Annotated in this window: 12 protein-coding genes; 5 read left to right on the plus strand and 7 right to left on the minus strand. The window is 63.9% G+C overall.

Annotated elements, in window-relative coordinates:
* Positions 1-46: 46 nt before the first annotated feature.
* Positions 47-3,556, minus strand: a complete 3,510-nt coding sequence (locus X750_RS159920) for a PAS domain-containing hybrid sensor histidine kinase/response regulator (protein WP_023703426.1) — start codon at positions 3,554-3,556, stop codon at positions 47-49.
* Positions 3,557-3,807: 251 nt separating this feature from the next.
* On the opposite strand from X750_RS159920, the gene mscL reads away from it, so the two are divergent.
* Both mscL and X750_RS159910 read left to right on the plus strand, forming a co-directional pair.
* Entirely contained in the window at positions 3,808-4,227 is a 420-nt protein-coding gene (gene mscL, locus X750_RS159915) for a large conductance mechanosensitive channel protein MscL (protein ID WP_023681933.1), read from the plus strand.
* A gap of 158 nt (positions 4,228-4,385) precedes the next feature.
* A complete protein-coding gene (locus tag X750_RS159910) occupies positions 4,386-5,552 on the plus strand; it encodes a pyridoxal phosphate-dependent aminotransferase (protein ID WP_023746701.1) in 1,167 nt (388 codons plus the stop codon).
* An 18-nt stretch (positions 5,553-5,570) separates the two neighbouring features.
* On the opposite strand, the gene hemA is transcribed toward X750_RS159910, so the two are convergent.
* Complete coding sequence (gene hemA / locus X750_RS159905; RefSeq protein ID WP_023746702.1) at positions 5,571-6,848, minus strand: 5-aminolevulinate synthase; 1,278 nt, start codon at positions 6,846-6,848, stop codon at positions 5,571-5,573.
* 279 nt (positions 6,849-7,127) lie between these two features.
* On the opposite strand from hemA, the gene galE reads away from it, so the two are divergent.
* From galE to X750_RS159890, 3 genes are all read left to right on the plus strand, one after another.
* Positions 7,128-8,123, plus strand: coding sequence for a UDP-glucose 4-epimerase GalE (gene galE / locus X750_RS159900; RefSeq protein WP_023669652.1), 996 nt, complete (start codon positions 7,128-7,130; stop codon positions 8,121-8,123).
* A 97-nt stretch (positions 8,124-8,220) separates the two neighbouring features.
* Positions 8,221-9,471, plus strand: a complete 1,251-nt coding sequence (locus X750_RS159895) for a D-amino acid dehydrogenase (protein ID WP_023746703.1) — start codon at positions 8,221-8,223, stop codon at positions 9,469-9,471.
* A gap of 3 nt (positions 9,472-9,474) precedes the next feature.
* The gene (locus tag X750_RS159890) at positions 9,475-11,301 is read left to right on the plus strand and encodes an alanine racemase (RefSeq protein ID WP_023732400.1); all 1,827 of its coding nucleotides are present in this window, start codon (positions 9,475-9,477) and stop codon (positions 11,299-11,301) included.
* Here X750_RS159890 and X750_RS159885 read toward each other — a convergent pair whose 3' ends face one another.
* The 5 genes from X750_RS159885 to X750_RS159865 are packed head-to-tail and all read right to left on the minus strand — an operon-like array spanning position 11,302 to position 16,499.
* A complete protein-coding gene (locus X750_RS159885; RefSeq protein WP_023732399.1) occupies positions 11,302-12,678 on the minus strand; it encodes an FGGY-family carbohydrate kinase in 1,377 nt (458 codons plus the stop codon). It abuts the gene before it with no gap.
* The gene (rhaM, locus tag X750_RS159880; RefSeq protein WP_023681927.1) at positions 12,675-12,992 is read right to left on the minus strand and encodes an L-rhamnose mutarotase; all 318 of its coding nucleotides are present in this window, start codon (positions 12,990-12,992) and stop codon (positions 12,675-12,677) included. The genes X750_RS159885 and rhaM overlap by 4 nt, the downstream gene beginning before the upstream one ends.
* A complete protein-coding gene (locus X750_RS159875; protein WP_023699530.1) occupies positions 12,992-13,987 on the minus strand; it encodes an ABC transporter permease in 996 nt (331 codons plus the stop codon). Before X750_RS159875 ends, rhaM begins: the two co-directional genes overlap by 1 nt.
* A complete protein-coding gene (locus X750_RS159870) occupies positions 13,984-14,961 on the minus strand; it encodes an ABC transporter permease (RefSeq protein ID WP_023699531.1) in 978 nt (325 codons plus the stop codon). Before X750_RS159870 ends, X750_RS159875 begins: the two co-directional genes overlap by 4 nt.
* Positions 14,958-16,499: a sugar ABC transporter ATP-binding protein gene (locus X750_RS159865; protein ID WP_023732398.1), complete on the minus strand. Its 1,542-nt coding sequence runs from the start codon at positions 16,497-16,499 to the stop codon at positions 14,958-14,960. The genes X750_RS159870 and X750_RS159865 overlap by 4 nt, the downstream gene beginning before the upstream one ends.
* Between the last annotated feature and the right edge of the window lie 15 nt (positions 16,500-16,514).

The raw sequence follows: 16,514 nt of genomic DNA on the forward strand, positions 1-16,514 counted from the left end.
GTAGCGCTTTCCCTTGGGAATTGCGCAAAAACAAAGAGATAGGACTCTACTCGGCCGCCGACGCCAGCGGCCTGACCCTGGCCATCATCGAGCGTAGCACGGCCGGCTTCAGCGGCTTGTTGATCACCGGCACGTCAATGGCGGCGGCAGCGGCACGGACCTCGGTGGAGCGGTCGGCGGTGACCAGCACGGCCGGCAGGTCCGAACCATGGATGTCACGCAGGCGCGCGATGATGTCGAGGCCGCTTCTGCCATCGAGATGATAGTCGGCAAGCACGATGTCGGGCCGATGGATGTCGGCCCTGGCGAAATCCTCCGAGCCGGAAAACGTGCCGACGCTGCAGCCCCAGCCTTCGAGCAAAAGCCGCATGCCGTCGAGGATGCGGGCATCGTTGTCGACGCACAGCACATGCAGTCCGGCGAGCGATGCGGTGGCGCGGGCCGGCGCCTTGGGCTCGACCTCGCGCCGCGGCGCTTCAACCGAAGCAACCGGCAGGATGACCGAAAAGCGCGTGCCCTTGCCGGCGTTGGAAAAGATCTGGATCTCAAGCCGCAGCACCCGGGCAATGCGGTCGACGATGGAGAGGCCGAGGCCGAGACCTTCAGCCTCGCGCACGCCTTCGTCGAGCCGGGTGAATTCGTTGAAGACCGTGTTCAGCTTGTCGCCGGCAATGCCGATGCCGGTGTCGATCACCTGGATTTCGGCAAGCTCGCCGCGCCGGCGCACACCGACCAGGATGCGGCCATGGCGCGTGTATTTGATGGCGTTGGAGACCAGGTTCTGGATCAGCCGGCGTAAGAGATTGCGATCTGTCATCACGATGAGCGATGAGGCCATGATCGTCAGATCGAGTTTCTTTTCGGCGGCGAGCGGCTGAAAATCGTTGCCGATCTGGCGCAGCAGCCCGTCCAGCCGGAAGGCGCTGTCATCCGGCTTCATGGCGCCGGCGTCGAGCCGCGAAATGTCCAGCACGGCACCCAGGATCGTCTCGACCGATTCGAGCGAGGATTCGATGTTGACGGCGGCCTTGCCCGCCGGGCCCTTGCCGGCCTTTTCGATCAGCGACGAGCAGTAGAGCCGGGCGGCGTTCAGCGGCTGCAGGATATCGTGGCCAGCGGCGGCGAGGAAGCGCGTCTTGCCCAGATTAGCCTCCTCGGCCAGCATCTGCGCCTGCGCCAGCTCCTCATTGACCCGGGTCAACTCCTCGTTGACTCTAGTCAGTTCGATGGTGCGCGTCTTGACCCGCTGCTCCAGCGATTCATTGGCCCGCTTCAGCGCCAAATCCTGTTCGACGCGTCCTGATATGTCGGCATAGGTGGCGACGATTCCGCCGTCCGGCATCGGGTTTGAGCGCAGTTCGAGGATGCGGCCGCTGGTCTTCAACTCCATCTGCCACGGGCTGACGAAACTGGTCAGCCGGTTGAGCATCGCCACGCGCTGGTCGGCCGGAATATCGCCGCGCTCGGCGAGGTGGCGCAGGATGCGGTCGAGCGAGACGCCGACCTGGCCCATCTCGTCGGGCAGGTCGAACAGCGCGCGATATTGTCTGTTCCAGCAGATCAGACGAAAATCGCGGTCGAATACGGTGATGCCCTGCTCCATCTGGTCGAGCGCGATCTGCAGCAGGTCGCGATTGTGCTGCAGCGCTTCGGTGGCGTCGTCGAGCAGGCGAAAGGCGTCCTTGGACTCGCGGTCGTTGCGGCGAAACAGCAGCGACAGGATCAGCCGCGCCGAAGACGAGCCGACCGCGCTCGCCAGCAGCTGCTCGGAAAAGCGGATGACATCCATGCTGGCCTGCTCATTGCCGTGCAGCGAGACGCCATTGCTTTTCTCGAAGGATTGGAAGGAGCGCTCGGTGCGCTCGACGCCGAGGTAGCGCGAGATGGTGTCTTTCAGCACGTTGACGGTGATGGCGGTGCGGAAGCGGCGCAGGCTGGGCATCGGGCCGGATTCGCGCGGCACGAAGATCGACGCCTGGATCCGCTCCAGCGGCACTGACGCGCGCGACAGCGAGCCGAGCACGAAGAACAGCGTGTTGACCGACAGGCTCCAGAGCACGCCGTGGTTCAACGGTTCGGCGACGGTGCCGAACAGAGCCTGCGGCCGCAGCGCCTCGAAACCGAACAACCCCTGCACGACGATGTCCGCGTCGGCTGCCGAGAGCGACGGCAAAAGCAGCGTATAGCCCCAGACGAGGATGCCGGCGACCATGCCAAGGGCCGCGCCGCGGCCATTGGCGCCGCGCCAGATCAGCCCGCCGATCAGCGCCGGCGCGAATTGGGCGATTGCCGCGAACGACATCAGGCCGATCGACGACAGCCGCGCCGAGTTGGTGCTTTCGCGGTAGTAGAGGAAGGCGATGAACAATAGGATGAAGATGGCGCCGCGCCGCACGTTGAGGATCAGCGTCGACCAATCCTCATTCTCAGAGGTCGTGGTCTTGAGCAGGCGGCGCACGAACAGCGGGATGACGAGGTCGTTGGAGATCATGATCGACAGCGCCACGCTTTCGACGATCACCATGGCGGTCGCCGCCGACAGCCCACCGATGAAGGCGGCCATGGCGAGGAAGTCATGGCCGCCGAACAAGGGCAGCGCCAGCACATAGAGGTCACTGGTGGTTTTGGCGCCGACCAGCGCCAGGCCGGCGAAGGCGATCGGCAGCACGAACAGGTTTATCGCCACGAGATAGAGCGGAAACACCCAGGTCGCGGTGCGCAGTTCGGCCTCGCCGCGGTTCTCGACGATGGTGACGTAGAACTGGCGCGGCAGCATGATGATGGCAAAGCCGCTCAGGCAAGTCAGCACCAGCCAGGTGGCGAGCGAGGTGTTGTAGCCCATGGCTTGCCGCACCTGGCTGTTTTCGGCCAGCTTGTCGATCATGTCGCCCGGGCCACCGAAGATCAGGAAGGTGACCATCAGGCCGATCGCCAGGAAGGCGGCGAGCTTGACCACGGTTTCGACCGCCACCGCCAGCACCAGCCCGTCCTGGTGCTCGGTGGCGTCGGCATGGCGGGTGCCGAACAGCACCGCAAACAGCGCCAAGAGCATGGCCACCACCAGCGAGATGTCGCTGACGAAGGGATCGAAGGAGGGCGGCGATCCCGTATAATGCTCGACCATCAGGCCGACCGAACCGGAGATCGCCTTCAATTGCAGTGCGATATAGGGCACCGCGCCGATGGTGGCGATCAGCGTGGCGATCGCCGAGACGGCAAAGCTCTTGCCGTAGCGCGCGCCGAGGAAGTCGGCGATCGAGGTGATCTTCTCGCTCTTGGCCAGCCGCACGATGCGATTGAGCAGCGGAAAGCCGAACACGAACACCAGCACCGGCCCGGTGTAGATGCCCAAAAATTCGAGGCCGCGCTCGGACGACAGGCCGACCGAGCCGAAGAAGGTCCAGGAGGTGCAGTAGATGGCGAGGCTGAGCGCATAGATGAAGGGCCGGGCGCGGCCGGGTCCCAACGCCGTTGAACGCCGGTCGCCGAGGCTGGCGATGACGAACAGCAGCGTTACATAGGCGACCGCAATGATGACGATGAACCAGCCCTGCACGGCCCGAAAATCCTCCTCGGCCAGCTTTCACCCCGGCCTGCCCAGAGGCAATCACAGCTCTAAGGTCAAGTCCATCGCGGCTTTCGGCGCATGGCCGCGACGCCGCCCTGTCGAACCGTGACCTAAGGTAAGGAGAAAGCGGTGTTTTCCAGCTTTTGCTTCTGTTGCAACCGCAGGTTTTTGTTATGGTGCGCACGGGCCGACGCCGGAGGGACGGCGGCAGCGCGGTCCGTCATGACAAGGAGGGTCGAATGCTGAAAGAATTCCAGGAATTCATTTCCAAAGGAAATGTGATGGACCTTGCGGTCGGCGTCATCATCGGCGCGGCCTTCAGCAAGATCGTCGATTCTCTTGTCAATGACATCATCATGCCTTTCATCGGCGCACTTGGTGGCGTCGACTTTTCCAACTACTTCATAGGCCTCTCATCAACAGTGCATTCGACCAATCTTGCCGACGCGCGTAAGGAAGGCGCGGTGTTCGCCTACGGCAATTTTATCACCGTGGCGCTGAATTTCGTCATCCTGGCTTTCATCATCTTCCTGATGGTCAAGGCCGTGAACAACATGCGCAAGCGGCTCGAGCGGGAGAAGCCGGCCGCACCTGCGGCTCCGCCACCGGCCGACGTCGCTTTGCTCACCGAAATTCGCGATCTCCTCGCCAGGAAATAGACAAGGCCAGATTTCTGGACCAAAACCCCGGTCGTTCGCGGCCGGGGTTTTCTGTTGCCGCATCTGCTAAGAGCATCCGCCAATGCATGTCGCCCATAAGTGCGCAGCGGTTCTGGATAATGACATGCATCAAAGCAGACATCAAAACGGACCTGTTCATGACCCTGATCGATAGCTTGCGCGCCGAAGCGGTGGCCGCCCCCGAAAGCGGCATTGTCGCCGTCGTCAATTACGGCCGTACGCGCGAGGGCATGATCCCGCTCTGGGCCGGTGAAGGCGATTTGCCGACGCCTGCCTTCATTTCGGAAGCCGCCGCCAAGGGGCTCGCCAATGGCGAGACCTTCTACACCTGGCAGAAAGGCATTCCGGAGCTGAGGCAAGCGCTTTCCCGCTACTATGCCAGGCATTTCGGCAAGAGCTTCGCCGAAGAGGAATTCATCGCCACCGGTTCCGGCATGCATGCCATTCAGTTGGCATTAGCCGCGGTCGCCGGCAGCGGCGACGAGGTGGTCTATCTCTCCCCGGCCTGGCCGAATTTCGCCGCCGCCGCCGGTATTTCCGGCGCTACCCCGGTTGCGGTCACGCTCGACCAGTCGGGCAATGGCTGGTCCTGCGATGTCGACAAGATTGCGGCTGCGGTGACGCCGCGCACCAAGGCGCTGTTCGTCAACACGCCATCGAACCCCACCGGCTGGACGGCCGATAAGGAAACGCTGCAGGCGATCCTGAATCTCGCCCGCCAAAAGGGCCTGTGGATCATCGCCGACGAGATCTATTCGCTGTTCCACTACGGCCACGGCCGTGCGCCGTCCTTCCTCGACATTTCGACCGCGGAAGACCGCATCCTGTTCGTCAACTCCTTTTCCAAGAACTGGGCGATGACCGGCTGGCGCGTCGGCTGGATCAAGACCCATCCCGAGCTGCAGCAGGTGTTCGAGAACCTGATCCAGTATTCGACCTCAGGCGTCGCCCAGTTCATGCAGCGCGGCGCCGTCGCGGCGCTGGACCACGGTGATGCCTTCATCGTCGAGCAGGTGGAGCGCGCCAGGAAAGCGCGCGACCTGGTCTGCGATATTCTCGGCGCAACCGGCAAAGCGCGCTTCACCGTGCCGCAAGGCGCGTTCTATTTGTTTTTCACGGTCGACGGCATCACCGATCCGCACCGGGCTGCTTTCGACATCGTCGACAAGGCCAATGTCGGCCTGGCGCCGGGCACCGCCTTCGGCCCTGGCGGAGAGGCGTTTTTGCGCCTGTGCTTCCACCGCCGCCTCGACCAGCTCGAGGAAGCGGCACATCGCTTGGCGGGATGGATGAGGACGGTTTGAGATAAATGGCCGGCGGCTTCAGCCGCCCGACTTCGGCACCAGCAGCGGCACAATCCGGTCGCTCTTGGCGACAGTGGGCCGTCCGGCGGAGCCGTAGGGAATGCCGAGCGCATCCCATGTCTCGATCAGCGCGTCCTGAAGTCCCGCAATCAGCGCATCGGTATGGAACGGCGTCGGGGTGATGCGCAGCCGCTCGGTGCCGCGCGGCACGGTCGGATAGTTGATCGGCTGGATGTAGATGCCGTGTACGCCGAGCAGACGGTCGCTGGCCATCTTGCAGAGTTCGGGGTCACCGACCAGCACCGGCACGATGTGTGTCGGCGATTCCATCACCGGCAGGCCGGCTGCAGACAGAACCTCCTTGGTCCGCGACGCCTGGCGCTGTTGCGCATCGCGCTCGGCTTGCGACCGCTTGAGGTGGCGGATGGACGTGGTGGCGGCGGCGGCGATCGCCGGCGGCAGCGCCGTGGTGAAGATGAAGCCCGGCGCATAGGAGCGCACCGCGTCGATGATGGCGCTGTTGCCGGCGATATAGCCGCCCAGCGTGCCGAACGCCTTGGCCAACGTGCCTTCGATGATATCGATGCGGTCGGCAAGCCCCTCGCGCTCGGTGATGCCGCCGCCGCGCGGTCCGTACATGCCGACGGCATGGACCTCGTCAATATAGGTCATGGCGTTGTAGCGTTCGGCCAGTTCGACGATCTGCTTGATTGGCGCAATGTCGCCGTCCATCGAATAGACGCTCTCGAACACGATCAGCTTGGCGCGTTCGCGGCCCGCCGCCTGTAGCAGGCTTTCGAGATGCGCGACGTCATTGTGACGGAAGATCTTCTTTTCGGCGCCCGAGCGCCGCACGCCTTCGATCATCGAGGCATGGTTGAGCTCGTCCGAAATGATCAGGCAGTTGGGCAAAAGCCGCGCAATGGTCGAGATCGACGCTTCGTTGGAGACGAAGCCGGAGGTGAAGACCAGCGCCGCTTCCTTGTCGTGCAGGTCGGCCAGTTCCAGCTCGAGCTCGACCAACGCGTTCGAGGTGCCGGAAATGTTGCGGGTGCCGCCGGCGCCCGAACCCATCTTGCCGGCCGCGTTCTGGAAAGCGGCGATGACATCGGGGTTCTGGCCCATGCCGAGATAGTCGTTGGAGCACCAGACGGTGATTTCCTCGGCGCGGCCGTTGGAACGCCAGATAGCGCGCGGAAACTTGCCGACAATGCGCTCGAGATCGGCGAAAACCCGGTAGCGCCGCTCGGCGTGGAGCTGGTCGATCGCTTCCTCAAAGAACCGCTGATAGTTCATGTCGCCTTCCCAGTTTTGCGCGGGATCATAATCGTTGGCCCATTCGTCGTCCACCGGGCCGTTTTGGTCAAAATGCCACGCCCCAAGCCTGTTCCTAACGACCCCGGATCGTGGCCTATTCCCTTGATGTGGATCAATTTTGTTTCCGTACGATGCCACAGGCCGGTGAGACTGTTACGGATTTAACATTCAGGCGTTTCTAATGGCCTTGCCGCAGGCTTTCCAGTAAGGCGGTGATTGAGACAGTTTCCGATAAATCATGAGTAAAAGAGGACACGGATGACGGTTTTGGTAACGGGCGGCGCCGGTTATATCGGCAGCCACATGGTCTGGGAACTGCTGGATGCCGGCGAGAGCGTCGTCGTTCTCGACCGCCTTTCCACGGGCTTCGAATGGGCGGTGGCGCCGGAGGCCAAGCTGGTCGTCGGCGATGTCGCCGATAGGGAATTGGTCGGCCAGATCATCCGGGATAACAAGGTCGACGCGATCATCCACTTCGCCGGTTCCATCGTGGTGCCGGAATCGGTTGCCGATCCGCTCGCCTATTACGAGAACAACACCTCCAAGACCCGCACGCTGATCGAAACCGCCGTGCGCGAGGGCGTGCCGCATTTCATCTTCTCCTCGACCGCCGCCGTCTATGGCGGCGCCGGCCTGGAGCCGGTGCGTGAGGATGCCCGCCTGGCGCCGGAATCGCCCTACGGCCTGTCCAAGCTGATGAGCGAATGGATGCTGCGCGATGCAGCGCTTGCGCATCCTTTGCGCTACACGGCGCTGCGCTACTTCAACGTCGCCGGCGCCGATCCCAGGGGCCGGACGGGGCAGTCGACGCCTGGCGCCACGCATCTGATCAAGGTCGCCTGCGAGACCGCGCTCGGCAAACGCCCCTTCATGCAGGTGTTCGGCACCGATTATCCGACGCCGGACGGCACCTGCATGCGCGATTATATCCATGTCAGCGACCTGGCTGCGGCGCACCGGCTGGCGCTGCAGCGCCTGCGCGCCGGCGGCGGCAGCCTCGTCGCCAATTGCGGCTACAGCCACGGCTATTCGGTGCTCGAGGTCATCGACAGCGTGCGGCGCGCCTTCGGCCGGGATTTCGAGGTCAAGATGGGCGACCGGCGCCCCGGCGACGCCGCCGCCGTGGTTGCCAATTCGGACCTTGCACGCGCCGAACTCGGCTGGACCCCGCAACGCGACGACCTCGACCAGATCGTCGCCGATGCACTCGCCTGGGAGCGTATCCTCACCGGCAAGAACTCCGCGCGGGGCTGAGCCGGGCACTTCCGAGGGCTCGCAAGGCGCGCGGCGAAGCGCTATTGAAGCAATGGCGGTGCGGCGTGGAGGCGCTGTGCCGCGAAGAGGGGGTGGCATGAAGATAACGGTGCTTGGAGCCGGCGTTGTCGGTACCGCGGCCGCCTATTATCTGGCCGCCGACGGCCATGAGGTCACCGTGATCGAGCGCCATCCGGCGCCGGCGCGCGGCACCAGCCAGTCCAATGCCGGTCTGGTGTCGCCGGGCGACGCCACCGCCTGGGCCTCGCCGGCGGCGCTGAAGACCTTCCTGCGCGCTCTCTGGAACCATGATCTCGGCATCAAGGTCAGGCTGCGCTTCGACCCCTATTTCCTCGCCTGGAGCCTGCGCTTCCTGCGCCAGTGCACGGTGGAGCGCCTGCGCGCCAACAGCCAGGTCAAACTGCGCCTGGCGCTCTATTCGCGCGACTGCATCAACGCGCTCTCCGACGCCACCGGCATCCACTATGACGAGCGCAAGAAGGGCATTCTTTATTTCTTCCGCTCGCAGCACAGCCTCGACACCGGCACCGACAACTACCAGTTTCTGGCGAAGCATGGCCTGCCGATCGAGATAGTGGGCCGCGACCGGCTGGTCGAACTTGAGCCCGGGCTCGCGGGCGTGAAGGAAAAGATCGCCGGCGGCGTTTATTCGCCGATCGACCAGACCGGGGATTCCAGGATATTCGTCGACGGGCTCGCCGCCTATGCGGCCGAAAAGCTTGGCGTCAGATTCCTGTTCGACACCACGATCGAGGGGCTCGACATAGAGGGCGACTGGGTGCGTGCGGTCATGACATCGGCCGGCCCGGTGACGGGCGACGCCGTCGTCATCGCCATGGGCCCCGAGAGCGGCCTGATCGGTCGCCGCTACGGTATCGACCTGCCCGTCTATCCGGTTAAAGGCTATAGCGCGACCATCCCGCTGGAGGACGAGAGCAAGGGACCGACCATGGGCGGCGCCGACGAGGACCGGCTGGTTGGCTACTCCAGGCTCGGAAACCGCCTGCGCATGTCCTCGACAGCCGAGTTCACCGGCTTCGACCGCAGCTTCAAGCCCAGCGACTTCAAGTCCATGCTGAGCACCGGCAAAGACCTTTTCCCCGGCGCTTTCGACGAGAAGAAGGCGCTGTTGTGGGCAGGTCTGCGGCCGATGATGCCCAACTCGGTGCCGGTCATCGGCAAGGCGAAATACAAGAACCTTTACCTCGACACCGGCCACGGCCATGTCGGCTGGACCATGGCCTGCGGCTCGGGCAAGTTCCTGGCCGACCTCGTCGCCGGCCGCAAGCCGGAGATCGACCCCCAAGGGCTGGTCTACGGGAGCTGAGCGATGTCGGGACCGCAAGTCGCTATCGACCTTGGCCGCATCGAGCGCAACGCCCGCACCATCGTCGAACGCTGCGCATTGTCTGATATCAAGGTATTCGGTGTCACCAAGGGCACATGCGGCATGCCGCAGGTGGCGCGGGCCATGCTGCGCGGCGGTGTTGCCGGCATCGCGGAATCGCGTTTTGAGAACATTCGGCGGCTGCGCGACAGCGGCATCAATGCGCCGGTCATGCTGCTGCGCAGCCCGCCCATGGCGCGCGTCGAGGAGGTCGTGCGCACCGTCGACATCAGCCTGCAGTCGGAACTGACCACCATCCGCGAGATATCGCGCATTGCCGAGCGCATGGGCCGCGTCCACGATATCATGCTGATGATCGATCTCGGCGATCTCCGCGAAGGCATCTGGCCAAGCGACCTGATCCCCACCGTCGAGCAGATCCTGGAATTCAAGGGCGTGCGCATCGCCGGCATCGGCACCAATCTCGGCTGCTTCGGCGCCATAATGCCGACGCCGGAGAACCTTGGCCAACTCGTCGCCCATGCCTACAAGACCGAGCGCCTGTCCGGCAAAAGCCTCGACTTCATTTCCGGCGGCGCCTCGTCGTCGCTGACGCTGCTGCTCGAAGGCAAGCTGCCGCCCGGCATCAACAATCTGCGCGTGGGCGAGGCGATCCTGCAAGGCGGTGTCGAAACCTTTCGCGACGTGCCGTGGCCCGAACTCGAACCCGATGCCTGCCGGCTGACCAGCGACATCATCGAGGTCAAACTCAAGCCTTCGCGGCCGATCGGCACATCCGGCTACGACGCCTTCGGCAACCAGCCGGTCTTCGCCGACGAGGGCGACCGGCTGCGCGCCATCGCCAATATAGGCCGCGAGGACGTGCTGGTCGAAGGGCTGACGCCGATCGCCAAGGGAGTGAGGGTGCTCGGCGCTTCCAGCGACCATCTGCTGCTCGATGTGCAGGATGCCGATCCGCGACCTACCGTCGGCGACCGTGTCGCCTTCCGCATGAAGTATGGCGCCATGCTTCTGGCGATGACCTCGGAATATGTCGAGAAGGCGCCGATGCACGACGTCGCGGATTTCTCCGGCCGCAAGATGGTGTCGATCTCGGCCGAACCGGAAGCCGGCGGGATTATCGCCCGCGAGGGAACCGGCGCGCGTCTGGAGGCGATGAATTTCGACGTGGTCGAACTCGCCGACGTCGAGCGGCCGCCCTCGGGCTTGATCCGGCTCGCTGCCGGCGCCGATCGCCGTATCGCCCACAAGGCGCTGACCGCAACGGCGCGCGCGACGCATTCCTTCGGCCTGATCTGGATCGATTCCATCGCCGCCCTGATGCCCGAGGACGAGGAGGCCAAAGACATGCCTGAAGTCTCGGTGCTGGCCCGCGCGCTCGGCCTCGATCACAAGCCCTGCGCACTGCAGCCGCAGCTGTCGCCGGAAAATGTCGTCATCGTCGGCCTGCGCCATGCCGATCCGGCGGAGGCAAGGGTGCTCAAGGATTCGCGTGTCTCGGCCTTCACCATGACCGACATCGACGCCATGGGCATGCGCGACCTCATGCACGAGGCGATCCGCATCGCCACCTCGGGCACGCAAGGCTTCCATCTCAGCTATTCGCCGACGGCGACCGAATTTACCGGCTGGGCTGCGGGCTCGGGCGGGCTGACGGTGCGCGAGACGCATCAGGCAATGGAGGCGATCTCGCTGTCCGGCGGTCTGCTGTCGATGGATGTTTCCGGGCTGACCGCCGGTCTGGAGCCGCGGATCGGCGCCGACGCCGTCAACTTCGTCATGTCGGCCTTTGGCAAGCGGATTTTGTGATCAGCCTTGCGCGTCGACTGCCGCGCGCCACGCGGTGACATAGGCCGCCCAGACCGGGTCGGTCTGCGGCTCAATTCTTTCGCCCTTGCCGTGCGTCACTGACTGATGGGATGCGAGCAGTGCCGCGCCGATGCTGGTGCCGGTGGCCGCCTCGGAGGCGATGACGATGCGCGCGGTCGCTGCCGCCAGCATGCCGACAAAGAGCCGGTTGCGGGCAAACGGTCCTTCCACGGTGGTCGGGCCGTCGGCGCCGATCAGCTCAAGGCAGGTCGCCGTCATCAGCGCCAGATAGAAGGAGATGGCGGCGAACCGCTCGCCTTTGCTGATGCCCTCGGCACCAAGCCATGCCGCGGCATGGTGCGGGAACGGTCCCGATCCCTGCTGGGTAGAAGGCAAAAGCAGCATCTTTTTTGTCAGAACGGCCAGCACCTCGCTGCCGCTGCAGTCCTGCGGCTTGTCCTTGGTCAGCTGGGAAAACTCACGGCCACCCATGAAACGCGCCGAGGGCACGGGGTCGCCCAGCGCGCTGACATTGACCAGCGTGTCGCGCGCAGCATCGAGCGCAATCTCTCTGCCGCCGACCGCCATCGATACCACCCAGGTGCCGGTCGAGACGACCGAGAAGGGCGGCTCGTCGGACAGAAGATGCGGCAATAGGGAGGCGTTGGAATCGTGCAGTCCGCAGAAAACCGGGGTCTGCGGATCGAGCCCGGTGCGCGCGGCAAGCGCCGGCAGGATCGGGCCGAGCTGGTCCCTGGCCGGCCGCACGGGCGCCATCAGCCTGCGCCAATCCAGTCTGTCGACCATCGAGGAAAAGTCCGCCTCCCAAGGGCTCCACAGATCGGTGTGGCAGCCGAGCGAGGTCACCTCGTTGGCGGCAACGCCGGTCAGGCGCAAGGCCCAGTATTGCGGATACATCAGCATCGCGGCGACCCTGGCGAACTCGACCGTAAAACGCTTCTGCTGCCAGAATAACTGCGCGCCGAGATTGAGACCGACCGGCAGGCGCGGTGTACCGGTTTCGGCGAAGGGCGGACGAACAGCATCATACTCAGCCGCCAACCTGTCGGGGCCATCGAACTCATAGTCTAGGACAGGCAGCACCAGCTCGCCCGAGGCGTCGACCAGCACGCCGGTCGCACCATGCGTGGTGATCGAAATCGCGTCGATACGCTGTTCGCGGTCGAGGCTGGCAAGGCTGTTGAGGATAAACGTCCACAGCGCCTCGACATCGTGATGCGGATAGGGCGCTTGTCGCAGCGGCGCGTTCGCCATGCGGCGCAACCCCACCTCGCTCAGCGTGACGAGATCGACCAGCGCCACCTTGGCGTTGGTCTTGCCGATGTCGATGACGGCGATGTGGCGCAGCGCACTCATGCCATATGGAACATTGTTTCCAGGGGGATGGCCACCGGTTGGTTGTCCGGCCTGGTCTCCATGATGTCGGCCATGTGCGCCCACCAGCGCTGCATCACCGGATGCTTCGGCAGGTCGGCCATGCCATGGTCGTCCCGCCGCCACAGCACGCCGAACAGGATGTTGGTGTCTTCATCGAGATGGATCGAATAATCGGCGACGCCGGCCTCTCTCAGCAGCGCCACCAGCGACGGCCAGATCTCATCGTGGCGCTTTTTGTACTCGGCTTTCATGCCGGGTTTGAGCTGCATCTTGAAGGCGTATTTCTCAGGCATCAGCTGTTACCACGCAGCTGTCGCCAGACGATCGGCAGCGCGATGACGAAGATCAAGAGCAGGCCGATGAAGATCGACATGACGATGCCGGGCACGTTGAGCAGGCCGAGGCCGAAGGTCACCAGCCCCATGATAAAGGCGGCGAGCACGACGCCAACAATGCTGCCGGAGCCGCCCAGAATGCTGACGCCGCCCAGCACCACCATGGTGATGACCTCAAGCTCGTAGCCCTGCGCGATGGACGGCCGCGTCGAGCCGAGCCGCGAGGTGATCAGCACCGAGGCGATGCCCGCCATCAGTCCGGTCATGCAAAACAGGATGAATTTGATGCGGCCGACGCGAACGCCGGAAAACTGTGCCGCGACCGGATTGTTGCCGATGGCAAAGACACGGCGGCCGAAGCTGGTGCGATGCAGCAGGAACCAGTAGGCGACGGCCGCGAGGAGGAAGAGCACCAGTTCGAACGACACCACCCACCAGACGTAACCCTGGCCCAAGAAAGCAAAACTCTCGGGATAGCCTTTGTAGGCCTGATCGCCCAGGATGATGAAGGCGATGCCGCGAAACAGGCTCATCGTGCCGATGGTGACGACGATGGAGGGCAGGCCGAGCCTTGTCACCAGGAGCCCGTTGAAGGCGCCGCAACCGAGCCCGACGACGATGCCGATAGCCACCAGCACCGGCGTGTCGGCGCCGGCCTGCACAGCCATGCCCATCATGGTCGAGGCGAGCGCTATGATGGCGGCGACCGACAGGTCGATCTCGCCCGAAATGATCAGCAGCGCCATCGCGAAGGCGATCAGGCCTTTCTCGGTGAAATTGAAAGTCAGATCCGACAGGGAGTAGGCGTCGAGGAAATAGGGCGAGGCGAAACTGTTGATGGCGAAGATGGCGACCGCCACGACGACCAGCAGCGCCTCCCAGGAAAAGATCGCCGAGGAGAGCGGCTTGTCGAGCCGGTCGGGAATGTGGCGCGGGGCGGGGGTGTCGGTCATGCCGCTTCCGCTTTCCTCAGGATAATCCGCCCCTGCTGACGTTCGCCACGCGCGTTGAGCACGACGGCCAGGATGATGGCGCTGCCTGAAATCGCCATCTGCCAGAAGGGCGAGATGTTGATGACGGGCAGCGCGTTGGAAATGATGCCGAGGAACAGCGCCCCTAACACCGCGCCCCCGACCGAGCCGATGCCGCCGGCAATCGAAATGCCGCCGATGACGCAGGCGGCGATGATGTTGAGTTCATAGCCGTTGGCGACCTCGACCGAGGCGATGACATAACGAGAAATCCAGAGATAACCGGCGAGCCCGCCGATCATGCCGGAAATGCAGAAGACGATGAATTTGGTTCGGCCGACATCGATGCCGGCATAGACCGACGCCGTCGGGTTGACGCCGATGGCATAGATCGAACGGCCAAGCGCGGTTCGCGTCATCACCACGAAGAACAGCGCGATGACCAGTATGGCGATCCAGGACAGAACCGGAATGCCCAGGAAAGCTGCGCGCTGGAAGCCGATGAACTCAGGGCTCATCTTGTCGGCGTTGACCCATGCGCCGCCGGACAGGACGAAGGTGGCGCCGCGATAGATGGTGAGCGTGCCCAATGTCACCACGATCGAAGGGATGTTCAGCCGCCACACCAGCAGGCCGTTGATGGCGCCGAGCACCAGTCCGACGGCCAGCGCAATGACGATCAGCAGCGGGATCGGGATCGCCGGATGCGCGGCGTTCAGCATCGCCACCACCATGCCGGTGAAGCACAGGTTGGAGGCCATCGACAGGTCGATCGAGCGGGTCAGGATGACGACCATCTGTCCCAGCGCCAGGATCATCAGGATCGAGGTGTCGTTGAACACCTGGGCGAGATTGCCGGGGTCGGCAAAGGCCGGGAAGCGCGTCGAGATCAGAGCAATCAAAGCGACGATCGCCGCTGCCAGCCAGATCTCGCGGAATTTCAGGAGAGCCTTCATGCCGCGATCCCCGCTGCCGTCCGGACCAGCGTTTCGGCGTCCAGCCCCTTATTATCGTAGACCGCCGCAACCAGCCCTTCGCGCATGACGACGACGCGGTCGGACATGCCCAGAATCTCCGGCAGTTCCGACGACACCATGATCACCGACAGGCCCTGCGCGACGAGCTCGGCCATGAAGCCGTGGACGGCGGCCTTGGAGCCGATGTCGATGCCCTTGGTCGGCTCATCCAGGATGATCACCTTGGGCGCCGTCGCCAGCCATTTGGCGATGACGATCTTCTGTTGGTTGCCGCCCGACAGCGTGCCGACATCCTGGCTGAGCGAGGAGGCCCTGAGGTCAAGCCGCTCGGTGTAGGAGCGGGCGAGCGCGAATTCTTCCGACAATCGCAGCAGGCCGGATTTGGAGGTGCGCTTCAGCGAAGGCAGCGAGACATTCTGGAAGATCGGCAGGCCGATCACCACGCCCAGCTTGCCGCGCTCTTCCGGCACATAGACGATGCCGGCTTCGATGGAATCCGCCGCCGATTTCGGCGTGATCGTCTTGCCTTCCAGCGTGATCGTTCCACCCGATATGCGGGTGATGCCCGATATCGCCTGCATCACCTCTGACCGCCCGGCGCCGACAAGGCCGTAGAAACCGAGGATCTCGCCCTTGTGCAGTTCGAAGCCGATGTCGTTGAATTCGGTCGGGTGCGAAAGGCCAGCGACCGACAGCACCGGCGCGCCGATCTCGGCCTTGCGTTGCGGAAAGATGTGATCGACCGAGCGGCCGACCATCATGCGCACGATCTGGCTCTGGCCGGTATCCTTGATAAGGCCCTCGCCAACCATCTCGCCGTCGCGGAACACGGTGTAGCGATCGGCGATCCGATAGATCTCGTCGAACTTGTGGCTGATGAACAGGATCGCCTTGCCTTCCTCCTTGAGGAATTCGATCAGCAGGAAAAGCTCCTCGATCTCCTTCATCGAAAGGGCTGCGGTCGGCTCATCCATGATGACGATCTGCGCATCGATCGACATCGCGCGAGCAACCGCTACCAGATGCTTGTTGGCGATGCCGAGGTCTTTCAGCCGCGCATCGGCGTTGATATGGCCGGCATGCATGGTGTCGAGCACTTCGCGCGCGTGTTTTCGCATGGTGCGCCAGTCGATGGTGCCTAGCCGCGTGCGCGGCGCATGGCCGAGAAAAATGTTTTCGGCGACGCTCAGATCGTCGAACAGCACGGTTTCCTGATGAATGGCGGTGACGCCGTGGCCGAAGGCGGCATGCGCGCTGGGCAGGGTGACGGCCTGGCCGTCAATGCTGATCGTGCCGGCGTCGGGCTGGTAGATGCCGGTCATGATCTTGACCAGCGTCGACTTGCCGGCACCGTTTTCACCGATCAGCGCCGTAACCTGGCCGGGGTAAAGCGACAGGCTGACATTGTGCAGCGCGCGCACGCCGGGAAAGCTTTTGGAGACGCCGGACAGCGTCAGGCGCGGGGCAGGACCCGTGGGCTCCTCCTTCGCAATGCCGTGCTGGGCTGTCGTGTCCATATCCGTATCAAGCCC

It is taken from the genome of Mesorhizobium sp. LNJC391B00, assembly GCF_000502535.1.
Taxonomy (GTDB): Bacteria; Pseudomonadota; Alphaproteobacteria; order Rhizobiales; family Rhizobiaceae; genus Mesorhizobium.